Source organism: Nocardioides sp. (genome assembly GCF_036374615.1).
Taxonomy (GTDB): Bacteria; Actinomycetota; Actinomycetes; order Propionibacteriales; family Nocardioidaceae; genus Nocardioides.
The window spans coordinates 1-16658 of record NZ_DASUTK010000164.1; the positions used below are offsets into that span (position 1 = coordinate 1).

The following is a 16658-nucleotide window of genomic DNA, read 5'->3' on the forward strand; positions in this document are numbered from 1 at the left end:
GGCGGAGTTGCACGCGATCACGAGAGTCTTAACGCCTCGGTCGACCAGGTGGTCGAGACACTCGAGTGCGTACTCGCGCACTTCCGCGATCCGCTTCGGCCCGTACGGTTGGCGCGCGGTGTCTCCCAGGTAGACGACCGACTCGTGAGGCAGCTGGTCGATGACCGACCGGGCCACGGTGAGCCCACCGAAGCCGGAGTCGAAGATGCCGATCGGGGCATCGGTGTCAGCTGCCATTACAGCCGCCAAGGCTACGTGCCAGGGACGCTCGTAGCACGCGGACGCGACCGACGTCACGTACTACGCTGACCCCCGTGCGCCGAATCGCCGTGCTCGTCACGCTGGCCCTCGCCGTTGCCGTGACGCCGACGCAGCCCGCAGGCAGCGTCCCACCACCCGCCGCCTCCGCTCTCGTGCTGACTCCCGTCACAACCGCGGACCGGGGCACGACCCGGGGCGCGACCAGCCGCCCGACCAAGGTCGTGATCGTCACCCTCGACTCCGTCGGCAGCCGCGCGATCCGGCTGGCCGGCCGGGATCGGGCGCCGACGCTGCACTGGCTCCTCCGCCGCGGCGCGGGCACCCTCAACGCACGCACGCTGCAGGAGAAGACGTTGACCCTGCCCAACCACACCAGCGTCGTCACCGGGCGCCGGCTCGACGCCGCGCACGGGGGCCACGGGGTGTCGTGGAACGACAACCGGACGGAGCCGGCCACGGTGCAGGAGGCGGCGGGTCACGCCGTGAGCTCGGTCTTCCGGGTCGTCGGGTCCAAGAAACGCGAGACCAGTCTGTTCGCCTCGAAGGAGAAGCTGCGGCTCTTCGAGCGGTCGTGGGGCGAGGGGATCAACCGGGTCGTCATCGACGAGAACAATCGGGTGCTGGCGCGCAAGGCACGGCGCGACCTGGTGAGGCACCGCCGGGAGCTGACGTTCCTGCACCTGTCAGGGCCTGACAACGTCGGCCATGACGCGGGCTTCCTCAGCGAGGCCCACCTCAACGCCGTCGCGGAGGCCGATCGGCTGCTCGCCCGGCTGATCTCTGCGATCAAGGCGCGTCCGCGTCTGCGCAAGCACGTCACGGTGATCGTCACGGCCGACCACGGCGGCAAGGACGGCGGACACGGCAACGCGACGGAGCTCGTGAACTACCGGATCCCCTTCATCGTGTGGGGCGCCGGCGTGAAGCCCGGGGCCGACCTCTACGAGCTGAACCCGCGTGACTACCGCAACCCTCGCAAGCGCCGGACCTGGTACGGCGCGAAGCGACCGCCCGTCCGCAACGGCGACGCCGCCAACCTCGCCACCGACCTGCTCGGGCTGCGCGCGCTCCGGGGGAGCCAGTTCAACGCCCGCCAGTCGCTCGACGTCCGCTAGGGCGTCGCCTCGCGCCCAGCCATGTGGCGCGGCTCAGCGGTACCAGAGCTCGGACGCCAGCGGCCAAGGGTTGTGGCGGCAGCCGTCGAGGCCCTTGGACTGCTGCATCATCACCGGGGCAAGCCGACGGTCGGCGCCGCAGCCGAGGTGGCCGTGGCCGAGCCAGTGGCCGGTCTCATGGTTGACCACCATGTGGCGGTACTCGCGCAACGGCTTCCTCGCGCGGTTCCACGAGGGGCTGGCGTTCTTCCACCGCAGCTGGTTGATGATCACGTACCGCCCGACCCGGCAGCTCCACTGCGCACTGCACACGGAGGAGAACGACGGGACGGTGCTCGCCTCGGCCAGCACGACCGAGAAGTCGCCGCCCTTCTTCACCCGGCGGAAGCCGACGCCTGCCGATCGCCAGCCACGCGGATCGGCGAAGGTCTGCGCGACCTGGCGACGGAACACCCGCATGCGCGCCGTGATGGTGCCCCGGGTCTCGATCCGGTACGTCGCGGTCCGTCGAAGTGCGACCCGGTGCATGACGTCGCGGGTACGCCGGGACTGCGCACGATCGCGCCGGTACCCCTCCTTGCGGACCGTCACCTGCACCTTCACGCGGTGGCCCACGTCGGCCGCCTGCAGCCGGTAGCGGCGGTGCTTCGCGCCGCGGATCCGCGTTCCGTCGCGGAACCAGCGGTAGGTGATCGTTCCCGGCTTGACCGACCACGTACCAGGGTCGGCCTCGACCACGCGGGTGTAGCGCATCGTCCCGGCGACCGAGGGACGATCGACCAGGCGGAAGGTGGCGCGTCGGACCTCGACCGCGGCACTGGTGGCCGTGGTCGACTCCCCTGCCTCGTCGGTCGCGGTGACCTCGACCCGCAGCCGTCGCCCGATGTCGCGGAGCCGTGGGCGGTACCGCTTCCCCGTGGCGTCCGCGATCGGGTGGGAACCCCGCGTCCACTGGTAGCTGAAGGTCAGGTCGGACTCCGCCCCCCAGGACCCGGGGAACGCCACGACCTGAGCGCGGTAGACCGGCTCACCGGTGACGGCCGGTGGGGCGGTGTTCTCCGGCGGCGCCGCCGCCGATGCGTGACCGGGCAGCATCGCTGCGACCAGGACGACGGCGACCGAGGCGATCCGTGCGGTCATCGAGCGATACACGCCCCGACCCTACGCCCACAGCTGCCCGTCGAGCCGCTCCTCGGCCTCGTCGATGGTGCCCTCGTAGGCGCCGGTGGAGAGGTACTTCCAGCCACCGTCTGCCACCACGAACGCGATCTCGGCGCGCTCACCGCGCTTGACGGCCTTGGCGGCCTGGGAGAGCGCGGCGTGGAGGATGGCACCTGTGGAGATCCCGGCGAAGATGCCCTCCAGATCGAGCAGCTCGCGAACCCGCCGGACGGCGTCGCGCGGTCCGACCGAGAACCTGGCGTCGATCAGCGTCTCGTCGTACAGCTCGGGGACGAAGCCCTCGTCGAGGTTGCGCAGCCCGTAGACGAGCTCGCCGTAACGCGGCTCGGCGGCGACGATCCGCACGTCGGGCTTGGTGCGGCGGAAGAACCGGGAGACGCCCATCAGGGTCCCGGTGGTGCCGAGTCCGCCGACGAAGTGGGTGATGTCCGGGAGGTCGGCGAACAGCTCGGGGCCGGTGCCCTCCTCGTGCGCGAGCGCGTTCGCGTCGTTGCCGTACTGGTAGAGCATCACCCAGTCGGGGTGCTCCTCCGCCATCACGCGGGCGACGCGGACAGCTTCGTTCGACCCGCCCGCTGCCGGGCTCGAGACGATCTCGGCGCCCCACATCTGCAACAGCTGGCGGCGCTCCTCGGAGGTGTTCTCGGGCATCACGCACACGAGCCGGTAGCCCTTCAGCCGCGCCGCCATGGCCAGCGAGATGCCCGTGTTGCCGCTGGTGGGCTCGAGCAGGGTCGCGCCGGCGCGCAGCCGTCCGTCCTTCTCGGCCAGCTCGATCATCTTCAGCGCCGGCCGGTCCTTGATCGAACCGGTGGGGTTGCGGTCCTCGAGCTTCGCCCACAGCCGGACGTCGGCCGACGGGGAGAGCCGCGGCAGCCCCACGAGCGGCGTGCTGCCCACGCTCGCGAGGAGGTCGTCGTACCGGGTCATCTGCTTCCGGTGGTCGAGGAGGCGCGAGGCACGAGCGCCGTCTCGAGACCGCCGCCCGCGACCGCGGGGAGGACGACCACCTGGTCGCCGTCGGTCAGCTCCGCGTCGAGCCCGCCGAGGAAGCGCACGTCCTCGTCGTTGACGTAGACGTTGACGAACCGGCGCAGATCGGGCCCGGCGTCGCCGGTGTCGAGCAGCCGCTCCTTGAGACCGGGGTGGTTGGCCTCGAGGTCGTCGATCAGCTCGGACAGGTTGCCGCCGGCACCGGTCACTGCCTTCTCACCCCCGGTGAAGGGGCGCAGGATGGTCGGGATCCGGACCTCGATGGCCATGGTTGATCTCCTCGTGGGCGTCAGGCGGTGGGGGTCAGGCTCGGCACGACGGTGACCTCTTCCTCGGTCACCTCGCCGTCCACGATCCTGTACGAACGAAACTCCACGGGACCTTCGCTATTCCCGTGCTCGCGGGTGCTGACCAGCACGTAGTGGGCGTTCGGCTCCATCGCCAGCCGGATGTCCGTGCGGCTCGGGTAGGCCTCCGTGGCCGTGTGTGAGTGGTAGATCACGACCGGCTCCTCGTCCCGGTCGTCCATCTCCCGGTAGAGGTGCAGCAGGTCGACCGAGTCGAACTCGTAGAACGTCGGGCTGCCGGCCGCGTTCACCATCTCGACGTACCGCTCCGGGCGGCCGCTGCCCGCGGGTCCGGCCACCACTCCGCACGCCTCGACGGGGTGGTCCCGCTTGGCGTGCGCGACGATGGCGTCGTACGTCGCGCGGTCGATGGTCAGCACGGTTCCAGCGTAGGACAGTGCGTCCGCATGGCGGACCGCGCTCCCATGGATCGGACCCGGACCGGCGTCAGCCCTTCACCGCCCCCATCGTGAATCCGGAGATGAACCGCGCGAGGAACAGGTTGAACACGAAGGCGATCGGGACCGCGATGATGATGTTGGCGGCCTGGAGCGACTGCCAGTGGAAGACGTCGCCGCGGATCAGCTCGGTCGGGACCCCCGTGCTGACGACCTTCTCCTGGGTGGGAGACACGAAGGACAGCGCGTAGATGAACTCGCTGGCGGTGAGGGTGAACGCGAACACCACGACCGCCACGATGCCGGGGAACAGCAGTGGCACCACGATCCGCAGGAACGCCCCCGCCCGGCTGTAGCCGTCGATCATCGCCTGCTCCTCGACGTCCTTCGGCAGGGCTTTCAGGAACCCGATCAGCAGCCAGGTCGACACGGGCACGGTGATCGTCGGGTAGATCAGCACCAGCGACCAGGTGGAGTCCTGGAGCCCGACCCACACCACGAGCCGGCTCAGCGACAGGAACAGCAGGCTCGGCGGGATCAGGTAGACGAAGAAGATCGCGATGCCCATCGCCCCCGACCAGCGCAGGTCCAGTCGGGTGATCGAGTACGCCGCCGGCAGCCCGAGCACCAGCGTGATGACCACGACCAGGAGCCCGACCCACAAGGTGTTCCACGCGAACGTGGGGAAGGAGGTCTCGGTGAAGAGGTACCGGACGTGGTCGAAGGTGGGCGGCTGGTTGTAGGCGAACGGGTTGTTGTCGGGGTTGTAGAGGTCGGCGTTGAGCTTGGTCGCGGTCACCATGCTCCAGAGGAAGGGGCCGGCACAGATGATCGCCGCGAGCACCGCCAGGGTGTAGAGGCCGATCCGGCCGAGCACGTGCTGCCGGTTGTAGTGCCGCCGGAGGCGCTCGGCGCTGCCGGGGTCGACCACGGCGCTCATCAGATCGTCTCCACCCGGCGTACGGCTCGCAGGATCAGGACCGCGGCCGCCAGCAGCAGCGGGAAGAGGAACAGCGCGATCACCGCGCCCTGGCCGATGTCGCCGCCACCGATCCCGCGGAGGAACGACCAGCTGGCCAGCACCTGGGTGGAGTTCGTTGGGCCGCCCCGGGTGAGGATGTAGACGACCGCCATGTCGGTGAACGTGAAGATGGCACCGAAGAGCGCCGACACCGCGATCAACGGGAAGGTGAGGGGGATCGTGATCTCGAACATCCGGCGCCAGTAGCCGGCTCCGTCGATCTTCGCCGCCTCGTTGAGGTCGGTCGGGATCGACAGCAACCCGACCATCATGATCACCGCCGCGAGCGGCACCAGCCGCCACACGTGGACCGCGATCACCGACGCCATGGCGAGGTTGGGTCGCCCCAGCCAGTAGGTGTTGGTCTCGATGAAGCCGAGCTCGCGGAACACCCAGTCGACCGGGCTGTAGATCGAGTGCAGCAGCCACAGCCAGCTCACGCTCGAGAGCGCCACCGGTGTGGTCCACGAGAGCAGGACGAGGAACCGCACCACCCACTTGCCGCGAAAGTCGGCTACCAGGATGTTCGCGAGCACCTTCCCGAAGACCACGATGAAGAACATCGAGATGCCGGTGAAGATCAACGTGTTCCAGAGCGATCGCCAGAACACGGGATCGTCGAAGACTCGCTCGAAGTTGCGCAGGCCGACCCAGTCGTACGACGGGTCGCCGGCCGTGACGTCGCTGAACGCGAACGCGATGGCGAGCCCGAACGGGATCGCGACCAGGGCCACGACGTACACCACGGTCGGCGTGAGGAAGATCCACGCGAGGAAGCCCTCCCGGTCCGCCAGCCGCACCCGGGCCTGCGTCACGGCGGCCTCAGCCACCGGTCGCGCCCAACCGGACCGGGTCGGTGCGCAGCCCCGAGTCCTCGTCGAAGAAGCGGACGCGATCTGCCGACACCGCGAACTCGTGGCTGCCCTCGGTGACCTCGCCGACCATCATCGACGGCAGCCGCGCGATCACGCGTGTGTCCTCCCCGAGCCCGGTCACGGTGCCGTAGACGTGCCGGTCGCCCGAGAGGTACTCGACCCTGTCCACCTCGAACTGGAGCGGGACCTTCTCGCCTTGCACGTGCTCGGCGGGCATCAGGTGCTCTGGGCGGAACCCAACCAGGGTCCCTCCGCGCTTCACCAGGTTCATCGGCGGCGACCCGATGAATCGCGCCACGAACGTGTCCGCCGGGTCGTCGTACACGTCGACCGGCGGTCCGAGCTGGCGCACCTGGCCGCGGTCCATGACCGCGATCCGGTCGCCCAGTCCCATCGCCTCGGCCTGGTCGTGGGTCACGTAGATGGTGGTGGTGCCGACTCGCTCCTGGAACCGCTTCAGCTCGTCGCGGGCGATGGCCCGCAGCTTCGCGTCGAGGTTGGACAGCGGTTCGTCGAGCAGGAACACCTGCGGGTCGCGCACCATCGCGCGCGCCAGCGCCACCCGCTGCCTCTCACCCCCGGACAGCTGTCGCGGCTTGCGGTCGAGCAGCTCCTCGATGCCCAGCAGGTCGGCCGCCCAGCGGGCCTTCTTCTCGCGCTCGGCCCGATCCAGCTTCTCGGCCTTGAGCGGGAAGACGATGTTGGCCAGGACCGACTTGTGGGGGTAGAGCGCGTAGCTCTGGAACACCATGGCGACCTTGCGCACACGTGGGGGCAGCCCGTTGACCACCGCACCGTCGATCACCACCTCCCCCGCGGTGGGGTGCTCGAGGCCGGCGACGGTGCGCAACAGCGTGGTCTTGCCGCAGCCCGACGGGCCGAGCAGGACCAGGTACTCGCCCTCCTCGGTCGCCAGGTCGACCCCGTCGACGGCGTCGACGTGGCCGCCGTCGTACCTCTTCCGCAGGTTCCGGAGCTCGACCGCTACCGGCACCTCAGCCGCCACCGATGAGACCGCGCTGGCGCCAGTTCGCGAAGACCTGCTCGCACTCGCGGTGCGCCCGCTGCACGGACTCCGCCGGGCTCATCGACCCACGCACTGCCCTGGCGAACATGTTCGGGATCACGTAGGTGCCGAGGATCTCGCCGATCGCCGGGCTGGACGGCCCCGGGTGACCGATGCTGGTGCTCCACTGTGAAGCGGTCTCGACGTCGCCGAGGAACGCCAGCTTGTCCGACGGATTCGACCCGAACGGGTCGTCGGCCAGCCAGCTGCCCAGATCCGGTGTGAGGGACGGCCACGACGGGAAGTCGTAGAGCTGCGACTTGTACGTCGCGAGCGCGAAGTTGTCGGCAAGGTGGAGCAGGAACTCCTTGGCCGCATCGGGGTTCCGCGCGTCCTGGGGGACGATGTAGTTGTACATCACGTGCTGGGCCGCCAGGGCGGTCGAGGGGCCCTCCAGGGCGGGCACGAAGAACGTGTCGTCGGCGACCTCGGGGTTCACCTCCTGCAGCGAGCGGTACGCCGAGATCGAGTTCAGGATGTAGCTCAGCTTGCCCGCGATCAGGCCCTCGTTGTTGCTCGCGGCGTTCCATGCGAACACCTCGTCGGTCATCGACCCCTCGTAGAGCTTCTGCATGAACTCCACCGCCGCGAGCGTCTCCGGCGAGTTGAGGACCACGGTCTCGTTCTCGTCCTGGATCGACGCGCCATGGGACCAGAGCAGTGCGTGACCGGCCATGTTGGAGTCGATCTCCTGCGACATCCCCAGCCCGAGCTGGACGTTCTGCGAGCTCATGATCTCGCTGCCGCCCTCGAGCAGCTCGTCCCAGGTGGTCGGGCCGTCCGGGAGACCGACCGGCTCCCACAGGCTGCGGCGGAAGTTGCCGGGGTCGGGCACCCACCCGGGTGCGAACGCGTAGTACTTCTCGGTGAACGGGTTGTAGCTGGAGTCGGTGCAGATCTTCAGCTGCTCGCCGTGCCGGTTGTTCGCCTCCTCGTTGACGTCCCGGAGGTCGAGAACCGACGGCTCGAACTGCGAGAGTGTCGCGATGTACTGCATCAGGTCGTGACCCTGGCCCGCCTGCAGCTCCGAGGCGATCTGGGTGGGGACGTTGGTCACGTCCACATGGTCGACGCGGACGTCGACGCCGACCTTCTCGCCCCAGTCGGCGGCGAAGGTGTCGAACCACTCGTCGTGGCTGGGGACGAAGTGACTCCAGACCAAGAGGGTCAGCGAGCCGGACAGCGCGCTGGCCGGTTCGTTGAACACCGGCTCCGGCTCCTCGCCCGCCCGCGCACCTTGCTCGGTGGGGCTCTCCGGTTCACTGGCACATGCGACCGCTGCGGTACCGAGACCAGCGGCTGCGGCAATGCGAAGGACGTCTCGGCGGGTCCACGGGTTCCGAGTAACCATGGCTCCTCCTGATGGGGGTGTTTCGACCATAACGTCGAAACCCGCCTCCTGTCAGGGGGCGCCTCAGCCGTCGGTGAGCGCTGCCACCAAGGTCTCCTGCAGATAACCGACCCACTGGTAGATGTCGTGCGCCTGGCTGCGCGGGTCGTCGTCCGGCAGTGCGAGCCACACCTCGTCGTCGCCCTCCTCCACGCCGAGCCGGATGGCGAGCGCGAGGCGGAGGTCGGTGAACGTCCGTAGCCACGTCTCGGCCGTGGCGCGGTCCATCTCGACGTCGATCATCAACCCGTCCTCGGTGAGCTCTGGCGGCAGCCCGGCCTCCTCGAGGGTGTCGATCACCGTGGCTGCGCCGGTCGCCTTGCCGTCGCGCAGCGCGCCTTCGGTGAAGCGGCGGAACTCCGCCGCCGCCTCGTCGTCGTGCGGGTACGCCGTGGGGAAGAGCCGGGCCAGGACGGGGTCGTCCGGCTCGGCCGTCGGCCCGCTGAAGTCCATCATCGCCTCGAACGAGTCGCCGCCGGACTTGGGCACCGCGGCCTCGTTCCGCAGCAGCTCGACGAGCTGGGAGGCCAGCGAGCGCAGCAGGTCTGCCTCGAAACCGGAGAACGTCGCGATCACGTGGCCGCTGCGCCGGTGGAGGTGGAAGCCGTTCACTCCTGCTTCTCCATCGTGGCCCACAGGCCGTATTCGTGCATCGCCTGCACGTCGCGCTCCATCTCCTCGCGGGTGCCGCTGCTGACCGCCGACTTGCCGTCGTTGTGCACCTCGAGCATCAGCTTCTGAGCCTTGGCCTTGTCGTAGCCGAAGTAGGTCTGGAACACGTAGGTGACGTAGGACATCAGGTTCACCGGGTCGTTCCACACGATCGTCACCCACGGCCGGGCGACCAGCGTGATCTCGTCGGGCGTCTGGGTCGGCTCGACCTCGACCGGGCTCGCAGCAGACACGTCTCCATGGTGGCACAGTGACCTCGTGGCAGATCTGGAACCCGGCTCGACGGCACTGCTGACCGACCACTACGAGCTGACGATGCTCCAGGCCGCGCTCGCGGGCGGCACCGCGCACCGGCGATCGGTGTTCGAGCTGTTCCCGCGCCGGCTCCCGGAGGGGCGTCGGTACGGCGTCGTGGCGGGCGTCGGACGGGCGTTGGACGCGATCGAGTCCTTCCAGTTCGACCACCACGTTCTCGGCGTGCTCGACGAGGGCGGCGTGGTCGACGAGGCGACCCTGGCGTGGCTCGCGGACTACCGGTTCACCGGCGACGTCTGGGGTTATGCCGAGGGCGAGATCTACTTCCCGTACTCGCCGCTGGTCGTGGTGGAGGCCTCGTTCGCCGAGGCGGTGCTCCTGGAGACCGTGCTGCTGTCGATCTACAACCACGACTCCGCGATCGCATCGGCGGCGTCCCGGATGACGATGGCGGCCGGCGACCGACCGTGCATCGAGATGGGCTCGCGACGCACCCACGAGGAGGCGGCGGTGGCCGCCGCGCGGGCGGCGTACGTCGCCGGCTTCGCGTCGTCGTCCAACCTCGCGGCCCGCGAGCGGTACGGCGTACCGACCGCCGGGACCTCGGCGCACTCGTTCACGCTGCTCCATGACTCCGAGGCCGACGCGTTCCGTGCCCAGGTGGCCTCCCTCGGCACCGGCACCACGCTCCTGGTTGACACCTACGACGTCACCGAGGCGGTCCGGCTCGGGGTCGAGATCGCCGGCCCGGAGCTGGGGGCGGTCCGGCTCGACAGCGGCGACCTCGGCGTGCAGGCCCGCCAGGTGCGGGACCAGCTCGACGCCCTGGGCGCGACCGGTACCAAGATCGTGGTCACCAGCGACCTCGACGAGTACGCGATCGCGGCGCTGGCGTCGGCGCCGGTGAACGCCTACGGCGTCGGGACCCAGCTGGTGACCGGCAGCGGCCACCCGACGTGCGGGTTCGTCTACAAGCTGGTCGCCCGCGAGGGGGACGACGGCGACCTGCTCTCGGTCGCGAAGAAGAGCAAGGACAAGATCTCCATCGGCGGCCGCAAGTACGCCCTCCGCCGACGCAACGCCGACGGCGTCGCCGAGGCCGAGATCGTGGGGATCGGCGAGCCCCCGGTCGACGACGGAGACGACCGGGGGCTGCTCGTGCCTCTGTTGACCGACGGCGAGGTCGTCGGCCGCGAACCGCTGGAAGCGGCGCGCGAGCGGCATACGGCGGCTCGGGCCGAGCTGCCGCCGCCCGCCCAGCAGATGAGCCGCGGCGAGCCCGTCATCGAGACGGTCCACCTCGGCGACTGAGGGCGGGCCCCCGCTCTCAGTCCAGCATCGCGCAGACGTCGGTCTCGGTGCCCTGGTCCAGGACCAGCCGACGGGGCTCACCGACGGGGAACTCCACCACGTGGCGGCCGCGGAAGACGTAGTAGCCCTGTGGCAGCCCGACCGACCCTGTCGGCCATCCGAAGCCCACCGGGCCCTTGGTCTCGTACACCGCGAGTGAGCCGTCGGGGCGCTGCAGGGTCTCCGCGCGACCGGACAGGTCGAGCCGCACCGACTCGCCGCTCGTGGTGTTGGTGGCGTCGACGAGAAGCGGCCCCGTGTACTCCGTCTCGCGAGCGCCGCCGGAGTCCCAGCGGGAGACGACACGGAACTGCACGTCGGAGAAGACCGGCGTCGACCGGACGTCGAAGTCGCCGCAGTAGCGGTCGGCGGGGAGGAACAGCTCACCCTCCGGGTAGGGCTGCCACTGCTCCTCGACGGGGTGCCAGCCTTCGGTTTCCGCGGCGGGTGCGGCAGTGGTGGGGGCGAGGGCGGTGACGGCAGCGAGCGCGACGCCGGCGGCGACGCGGGAGAACCCAGACATCAAGATTCAAGTCCTAACCAGTTGGAAATTGTTAACCGGTTATCCACCACAACAGGTTAGAGTGGCGCCTGTCAAGGAGGTACGACGTGACCTGGTGGGCCACGATCGACGGGCTGGTCCTGCCGAAGCAGCTGGCCGGGCACCCGGCGCTGGAGCTGGTCAACACCCGCTCCGGCTGGGGGCAGCCGTTCCACGAGAAGCAGGAGTACCTGAAGACGTTCGACCACCTCGCGGTGCTGGCGCGCGCGAACGGCCTGCTGTCGGAGCGGACCACGAGTCGGCTGCGGCGCCGAGCCGCCAGTGAGCCGGAGGCTGCGGCGGCCGTGCTCGACCAAGCGCGCCGGATGCGCACCGACCTGCACGACGTGCTCCTCGACCAGGGCTCCCGCGCGGCCGGCCAGCGGGTCGCGACCGCGGTGACCGACGCCCGGGCCCGGCAACGGCTCGACCTCGGGGCGCAGCCCGGCTGGTCGTTCCCCGGCGACCCGAGCCTCGACGACGCGCTCGACTCCTTCCTGGTCGCCGCGGCTGACCTGCTGGTCGCCCGCCCCCGGATCGGGGCGTGCCCGGGGCACGACTGCGGGTGGCTGTTCCTGAACACCTCGGGCCGTCGTCGCTGGTGCCAGATGGCCGTGTGCGGCAACCGCGCGAAGCAGGCCGCCCACGCCCGCCGTACCACTCACTGACTCGGCAGGTCGGGTAGTCCCCGACGCTGTGGTTGCCGGATCGGTCGATCCGCAGCCGCATCGTCGGGGACTACCGTCAGGTGGGCCCGCACTAGGGTCGCGACATGGCACTGCTGACCGTCGACCTCTTCTCCGAGTCCCTCGACATGGGGACCACGCTGACCGTGGTCCTGCCTCAAGCGGCTGAGGGCCAGATCGGGGTGGAGCCGATCGTCGTACCGGAGCACGGCTGGCCGGTGCTCTACCTCCTCCACGGCCTCACCGACGACCACACCGCGTGGCTGCGCCACACCAGCGTCGAGCGGTACGCGCGCGCCGCGGGCCTCGCGGTCGTGATGCCCGCTGCCGGTCGCAGCTTCTACACCGACGAGGTCCGGGGTTACCGGTACTGGACCTGGATCTCCGAGGAGCTGCCCCGCCGGGTCGCGGAGCTCTTCCGGGTTTCACAACGGCCCGAGGACACCTACGTCGGCGGCCTCTCGATGGGCGGCTACGGGGCGCTCAAGCTCGGGTTCACCCATCCGGAGCGGTACGCCGGGGTGGCCAGCCTGTCTGGTGCGGTCGACCTCTCCCAGCTCGAGAACCGGCCCGAACGGGCCGAGCTCGTCGAGGCGGTCTTCGGTGGCAGCGTCCCGCCCGAGGCGAAGCTGGAGCACCTGCTCGAGCAGGCGGATGCCGACCGCGTGCCACCGCTCTACATCGGGTGTGGCACCGACGAGGAGCGGCTGATCGGCCCCAACCGGCGGCTGGCCGAGGACGCGGCCGCTCGCGGCATCGACGTCACGACCGACTTCCGGCCCGGCGAGCACGAGTGGGGCTTGTGGGACGCGATGCTCCCGGACGTGGTCGCGTGGCTGACGGGCGTCGAGGGCCATGACTAGGCTCGGCGCATGAAGCGTGCCCTGATCGTCGTCGACGTGCAGAACGACTTCTGCGAGGGCGGATCGCTGCCGGTCACCGGCGGCGCCCGCGTCGCGAGCGACATCGGCGAGCTGATCCACCTGTGGTCCTCGCGGGGACCGGACGCGCCGGACTACGCGCACGTCGTGGCCACCAAGGATCACCACATCGACCCGGGAGACCACTGGTCGCACGAGCCGGACTTCGTGCACAGCTGGCCGGTGCACTGCCGGGTCGGGACCGACGGCGAGGCGTTCCACCCGAACCTCGACCCGCAGCCGTTCGACGCGATCTTCCTCAAGGGCGAGCACCAGGCGGCGTACTCCGGCTTCGAGGGGCGCGCCACCGGCGAGGTCGGACTGGCCGACTGGCTGCGAGCGCACGAGGTCACCGACGTCGACGTGTGCGGCCTCGCCACCGACTACTGCGTGCGCGCCACCGCCCTCGACGCGGTGCGCGAGGGCTTCGCAACTCGGCTGTTGCCGGACCTCTGCGCCGGGGTGGCCGAGGAGTCCAGCGCCACGGCCCTGAAGGAGATGCGCGAGGCCGGGATCACCCTGGGGTGAGCTGGTGGCGCACTAGTCCACATCGATTCGGTTGCCGAAACCGCCGTACGAGCGACCAGATCACTGGGGACTATCGACCACCCCACTCCCCAATGACTGTTTGACAGTTAGCGCGTCCCCAAGGCATACTCCCCAATAACCATTGGAGGGTAGATGACCGACGACGCCACCCAGGCCCTGCGGGCGATCGCACACCCGCTGCGGCTACAGATCCTCTCGCTGCTGACGGGTACGGAGCTGAGTGCGGCCGAGGTCGCCCGCGAGCTGGACGTCACGCACGCGAATGCGTCGTACCACCTGCGCGTGCTTCTCGACGCCGGCCAGCTCGAGCTCGCGTCGGAGGAACGGATCCGGGGCGGGGTCGCGAAGCGCTACCGCCACCCGTGGCGCCAGCCACCCCGGAAGGGCAAGGTCTCCAGTGCCGACCGCGAGGCCTACGCCCGCGCGATGGCCGAGGAGCTGGTACGTCGGGCGCGGCTGGCGGTTCCCGGCCGCCAGGCCATGTTCACCGACGCCGAGCTCTGGGTGGGCGACGACGACCTCGCCGCCGTCCATGCCGCCGCGCAGGAGGCTGCCACCCGGCTGCACGACGCCGCGCAGCCGCCGCGCACGCCCGGCGCGCACCGAGTCGCCCTGACGCTCGCCCTGTTCGAGATGGTCGACGGCGAGGCGGACTCATGACCTGGCGCGAGTCGCTCGAACCGCTGGCCGACCGGCGCTTCCGCTACTTCTTCGCCTCGCGGGCGGTGAACATCTGGGGCTCCGTCATGGCGCCGATCGCCCTCGCGTTCGCGGTGCTCGCGATCGAGGAGAGCGCTGCTGCCCTCGGGCAGGTGCTCGCGGCGCGCAGCATCCCGATGGTGGTCTTCCTGCTCCTCGGAGGAGTGCTCGCGGACCGGCTCGGTCGCTGGCGGGTGATCCAGGTGTCCAACCTGGTCTCGGTGATTTCCCAAGCCCTAGCCGCGTGGCTGGTCATCACCGGGCAGGCCGAGCTGTGGCACCTCGTCGTCATCGAGGCGGTGAACGGCACCGCTTCGGCGGCCTCGTTCCCGGCGATGCAGGGGATGGTCCCGCAGCTCGTCCCTCGCACCCAGCTCCAGTCGGCGAACGTGCTGATGTCGATGGCACGCGGTGCGTTGGTCGTGGTGGGACCGACCACCGCCGCGCTGCTCGTCGTCGGCGTGGGGCCCGGCTGGGCGCTGGCAATCGATGCGCTGACCTGGTTGGTGGCGATGGTGCTGTTCCTCCCGGTGCGCGTTCCCCACCGGGTGGCGGCCGGCGTCACCGGCATCGTCGGCGACCTCCGCGACGGGTGGACCTACTTCCGGTCCACGACCTGGCTCTGGGTGGTGGTGCTCGCCTTCGGCCTGCTCAACGTGATCATGGGCGGCCTCTGGCACACCCTCGGCCCGCCGGTGGCCAAGGACACGATCGGCATCGCCGGCTGGGGGTACGTGTTGTCCGCGCAGGCCGTCGGCCTGCTCGTCACCACCGTGGTCCTGCTCCGGGTGTCGCTCCGCTTCCCGCTCCGGGCGGGGATGCTCGGCTGCATGCTGTTCGCCGCTCCGCTGCTCCTGCTCGGGCTCGAGCCGGTGCTGCTGCCACTCGTCGCGGCCATGTTCGTCGCCGGCGCCGGGATCGAGGTCTTCGGGGTCGGCTGGAACGTGGCGATGCAGGAACAGGTGCCCGAGGAGATGCTGTCGCGGGCCTACTCCTACGACGCGCTCGGCTCGTACGTGGCGATCCCGCTCGGTCAGCTGCTGGCAGGACCCCTGGGCGACTGGCTGGGCTACCGCACCGTCCTCGTGGGCGCGGGCGTGCTCTACGGCGCGGTCTGCCTCCTGACGCTCGCGTCGCCCGCGGTGCGGAACCTCGAGCGCCGTACTGAAGAACCCGCGGCTGCCACCACCTGACCGCGCGTCACCTCACCGGGCGCACCACTTCTCGGCGATCGCGCGGATCACGGTCACGTTGCGGTTGGTGGCGACGCCGAGCGCCTTCTCGACAGCGGCGTTGTCGAGCCCGGCTTCGTGGTAGGCACCGCCGAGCAGCAGGTGCACCGCCCGGCCGCGGACCACCGCCCGCTCGCCGTCCTTCCCGGCGGCCTCGATCACCTTCGCGGCCGCAGGGGTCGGAGGCTCCTTCAGCAGGGACACGTAGTGCCGACCCTCGGTCTCGCGAGCGGCCGCGAGCTCGTCGGCGTCGTCGGCGATCGCGCAGATCTCCTCAGGACTGAAGGCGATCGTGGGCACCGCGAACCCGCGGTCGGCCTCGAACGCCTTCTCCAGCATGGCCTCGATCTTGGGCCGCGACCGGAGCGTGGTGGTGAAGAGGACGTTGCCCGTGTTGATGTACGTCGCGACGTCCGTCGCGCCCGCGGACTCGACCGCGGCCACGATGTCGGCCTTCGGGAACTTCCGGGTCGGGCCCAGGTTGATGGCACGCAGGAACGCGACGTACGACGGCATGAGGTCATCTTGCCGAACGCCGTCCGTCCGAGTCAGCCCTCAGGTCACCGAAGCAAGGAACTCCATGGCCTCGGTGTCGATTGCCGCCGTGTCAGCAATGTCGATCACCGGGTACACGGCGAACTCGAACCACGGCACGAACGGCGCGACGTCCTTGGCGACCACTGCGGGATCGTCGGCCTCGATGACCGCGAACCCGCCCTGCCCGTCGACGCGGCCGTAGAAGCCGGTGAAGGTCGCGGCAGGCGTCCACTTGCCGAAGACCTGCAACGAACGAGCAGCCGACTCCTCCGTGGTGTTTGGACGGGGTACCCAGGACACGACGTACTTCATGACTGCTCCTCTCGTCGTTGCGATGCAGTCGGTTCGACGCTAGGAGCGGGCGCAGGCCGCCACATCGCTCATTCGGGGTATCCGGTCCGCCCGCTCGCCGAGTGACGGTCAGAGATTCCCGCGGAGCTCCTGCTCGCGCTCGATCGCCTCGAAGAGCGCCTTGAAGTTCCCCTTGCCGAAGCCGAGCGACCCGTGCCGTTCGATGAACTCGTAGAAGACCGTCGGCCGGTCCCCCATCGGCTTGGTGAAGATCTGCA

General features: G+C 69.9%; 20 protein-coding genes and 2 pseudogenes. 7 read left to right on the top strand and 15 right to left on the bottom strand.

Going from position 1 to position 16658, the window contains the following annotated elements; genetic code table 11:
- Positions 1-237: pseudogene (locus VFZ39_RS12780) on the bottom strand (glutamate racemase); the annotation flags it as partial.
- Between the two features lie 77 nt (positions 238-314).
- Between VFZ39_RS12780 and VFZ39_RS12785 the strand changes: the two are divergent.
- On the top strand, positions 315-1376 hold the full coding sequence (locus VFZ39_RS12785) for an alkaline phosphatase family protein (protein WP_330866151.1): 1062 nt from the start codon (positions 315-317) through the stop codon (positions 1374-1376).
- Positions 1377-1409: 33 nt separating this feature from the next.
- Here VFZ39_RS12785 and VFZ39_RS12790 read toward each other — a convergent pair whose 3' ends face one another.
- The 10 genes from VFZ39_RS12790 to clpS form a co-directional block, all read right to left on the bottom strand.
- Positions 1410-2528, bottom strand: a complete 1119-nt coding sequence (locus tag VFZ39_RS12790; protein WP_330866152.1) for a DUF3152 domain-containing protein — start codon at positions 2526-2528, stop codon at positions 1410-1412.
- 9 nt (positions 2529-2537) lie between these two features.
- Positions 2538-3488 carry a PLP-dependent cysteine synthase family protein gene (locus VFZ39_RS12795; RefSeq protein ID WP_330866153.1) on the bottom strand — a complete coding sequence of 317 codons (951 nt, stop codon included), beginning with the start codon at positions 3486-3488 and terminating at the stop codon, positions 2538-2540.
- Positions 3485-3820, bottom strand: coding sequence for a MoaD/ThiS family protein (locus VFZ39_RS12800; RefSeq protein ID WP_330866154.1), 336 nt, complete (start codon positions 3818-3820; stop codon positions 3485-3487). Before VFZ39_RS12800 ends, VFZ39_RS12795 begins: the two co-directional genes overlap by 4 nt.
- 20 nt (positions 3821-3840) lie before the next feature.
- On the bottom strand, positions 3841-4278 hold the full coding sequence (locus VFZ39_RS12805; protein WP_330866155.1) for a M67 family metallopeptidase: 438 nt from the start codon (positions 4276-4278) through the stop codon (positions 3841-3843).
- 67 nt (positions 4279-4345) lie between these two features.
- Positions 4346-5236, bottom strand: a complete 891-nt coding sequence (locus tag VFZ39_RS12810; RefSeq protein ID WP_330866156.1) for a carbohydrate ABC transporter permease — start codon at positions 5234-5236, stop codon at positions 4346-4348.
- Positions 5236-6147: a sugar ABC transporter permease gene (locus VFZ39_RS12815; protein ID WP_330866157.1), complete on the bottom strand. Its 912-nt coding sequence runs from the start codon at positions 6145-6147 to the stop codon at positions 5236-5238. The genes VFZ39_RS12810 and VFZ39_RS12815 overlap by 1 nt, the downstream gene beginning before the upstream one ends.
- Positions 6140-7186, bottom strand: a complete 1047-nt coding sequence (locus VFZ39_RS12820) for an ABC transporter ATP-binding protein (RefSeq protein ID WP_330866158.1) — start codon at positions 7184-7186, stop codon at positions 6140-6142. The genes VFZ39_RS12815 and VFZ39_RS12820 overlap by 8 nt, the downstream gene beginning before the upstream one ends.
- A 1-nt stretch (position 7187) precedes the next feature.
- Positions 7188-8465, bottom strand: coding sequence for an ABC transporter substrate-binding protein (locus tag VFZ39_RS12825; protein WP_330866159.1), 1278 nt, complete (start codon positions 8463-8465; stop codon positions 7188-7190).
- Between the two features lie 207 nt (positions 8466-8672).
- Positions 8673-9260, bottom strand: coding sequence for a DUF2017 domain-containing protein (locus tag VFZ39_RS12830; protein WP_330866160.1), 588 nt, complete (start codon positions 9258-9260; stop codon positions 8673-8675).
- Positions 9257-9502: an ATP-dependent Clp protease adapter ClpS gene (clpS, locus tag VFZ39_RS12835; protein ID WP_414690289.1), complete on the bottom strand. Its 246-nt coding sequence runs from the start codon at positions 9500-9502 to the stop codon at positions 9257-9259. The genes VFZ39_RS12830 and clpS overlap by 4 nt, the downstream gene beginning before the upstream one ends.
- A 133-nt stretch (positions 9503-9635) precedes the next feature.
- Between clpS and VFZ39_RS12840 the strand changes: the two genes are divergently transcribed.
- Complete coding sequence (locus VFZ39_RS12840) at positions 9636-10886, top strand: nicotinate phosphoribosyltransferase (RefSeq protein WP_414690290.1); 1251 nt, start codon at positions 9636-9638, stop codon at positions 10884-10886.
- A gap of 16 nt (positions 10887-10902) precedes the next feature.
- On the opposite strand, the gene VFZ39_RS12845 is transcribed toward VFZ39_RS12840, so the two are convergent.
- Positions 10903-11448: a hypothetical protein gene (locus VFZ39_RS12845; protein ID WP_330866162.1), complete on the bottom strand. Its 546-nt coding sequence runs from the start codon at positions 11446-11448 to the stop codon at positions 10903-10905.
- A gap of 86 nt (positions 11449-11534) precedes the next feature.
- Here VFZ39_RS12845 and VFZ39_RS12850 point away from each other — a divergent pair, with 86 nt between their 5' ends.
- The 5 genes from VFZ39_RS12850 (at position 11535) to VFZ39_RS12870 (ending at position 15513) form a co-directional block, all read left to right on the top strand.
- Positions 11535-12134, top strand: coding sequence for a CGNR zinc finger domain-containing protein (locus VFZ39_RS12850; RefSeq protein WP_330866163.1), 600 nt, complete (start codon positions 11535-11537; stop codon positions 12132-12134).
- A 104-nt stretch (positions 12135-12238) separates the two neighbouring features.
- Positions 12239-13015: an alpha/beta hydrolase family protein gene (locus tag VFZ39_RS12855; protein WP_330866164.1), complete on the top strand. Its 777-nt coding sequence runs from the start codon at positions 12239-12241 to the stop codon at positions 13013-13015.
- A gap of 9 nt (positions 13016-13024) precedes the next feature.
- Complete coding sequence (locus VFZ39_RS12860; protein WP_330866165.1) at positions 13025-13600, top strand: nicotinamidase; 576 nt, start codon at positions 13025-13027, stop codon at positions 13598-13600.
- Positions 13601-13753: 153 nt separating this feature from the next.
- On the top strand, positions 13754-14281 hold the full coding sequence (locus VFZ39_RS12865) for an ArsR/SmtB family transcription factor (protein ID WP_330866166.1): 528 nt from the start codon (positions 13754-13756) through the stop codon (positions 14279-14281).
- The gene (locus VFZ39_RS12870) at positions 14278-15513 is read left to right on the top strand and encodes an MFS transporter (protein ID WP_330866167.1); all 1236 of its coding nucleotides are present in this window, start codon (positions 14278-14280) and stop codon (positions 15511-15513) included. The genes VFZ39_RS12865 and VFZ39_RS12870 overlap by 4 nt, the downstream gene beginning before the upstream one ends.
- Before the next feature lie 12 nt (positions 15514-15525).
- On the opposite strand, the gene VFZ39_RS12875 is transcribed toward VFZ39_RS12870, so the two are convergent.
- The 3 genes and pseudogenes from VFZ39_RS12875 to VFZ39_RS12885 all read right to left on the bottom strand — a co-directional run.
- Complete coding sequence (locus VFZ39_RS12875) at positions 15526-16068, bottom strand: DUF1697 domain-containing protein (protein ID WP_330866168.1); 543 nt, start codon at positions 16066-16068, stop codon at positions 15526-15528.
- 39 nt (positions 16069-16107) lie between these two features.
- The gene (locus VFZ39_RS12880) at positions 16108-16401 is read right to left on the bottom strand and encodes a DUF3303 domain-containing protein (protein WP_330866169.1); all 294 of its coding nucleotides are present in this window, start codon (positions 16399-16401) and stop codon (positions 16108-16110) included.
- Positions 16402-16509: 108 nt separating this feature from the next.
- Positions 16510-16658, bottom strand: a pseudogene (locus VFZ39_RS12885) (4-hydroxyphenylpyruvate dioxygenase); the annotation flags it as partial.

Bases quoted from the DNA above. Each gene is read 5' to 3' on its own strand.
- VFZ39_RS12795 (WP_330866153.1), bottom strand. From the start codon at position 3,488: ATGACCCGGTACGACGACCTCCTCGCGAGCGTGGGCAGCACGCCGCTC.
- VFZ39_RS12800 (WP_330866154.1), bottom strand. From the start codon at position 3,820: ATGGCCATCGAGGTCCGGATCCCGACCATCCTGCGCCCCTTCACCGGG.
- VFZ39_RS12810 (WP_330866156.1), bottom strand. From the start codon at position 5,236: ATGAGCGCCGTGGTCGACCCCGGCAGCGCCGAGCGCCTCCGGCGGCAC.
- VFZ39_RS12840 (WP_414690290.1), top strand. From the start codon at position 9,636: ATGCTCCAGGCCGCGCTCGCGGGCGGCACCGCGCACCGGCGATCGGTG.
- VFZ39_RS12845 (WP_330866162.1), bottom strand. From the start codon at position 11,448: ATGTCTGGGTTCTCCCGCGTCGCCGCCGGCGTCGCGCTCGCTGCCGTC.
- VFZ39_RS12855 (WP_330866164.1), top strand. From the start codon at position 12,239: ATGGCACTGCTGACCGTCGACCTCTTCTCCGAGTCCCTCGACATGGGG.
- VFZ39_RS12860 (WP_330866165.1), top strand. From the start codon at position 13,025: ATGAAGCGTGCCCTGATCGTCGTCGACGTGCAGAACGACTTCTGCGAG.
- VFZ39_RS12865 (WP_330866166.1), top strand. From the start codon at position 13,754: ATGACCGACGACGCCACCCAGGCCCTGCGGGCGATCGCACACCCGCTG.
- VFZ39_RS12870 (WP_330866167.1), top strand. From the start codon at position 14,278: ATGACCTGGCGCGAGTCGCTCGAACCGCTGGCCGACCGGCGCTTCCGC.
- VFZ39_RS12875 (WP_330866168.1), bottom strand. From the start codon at position 16,068: ATGCCGTCGTACGTCGCGTTCCTGCGTGCCATCAACCTGGGCCCGACC.
- VFZ39_RS12880 (WP_330866169.1), bottom strand. From the start codon at position 16,401: ATGAAGTACGTCGTGTCCTGGGTACCCCGTCCAAACACCACGGAGGAG.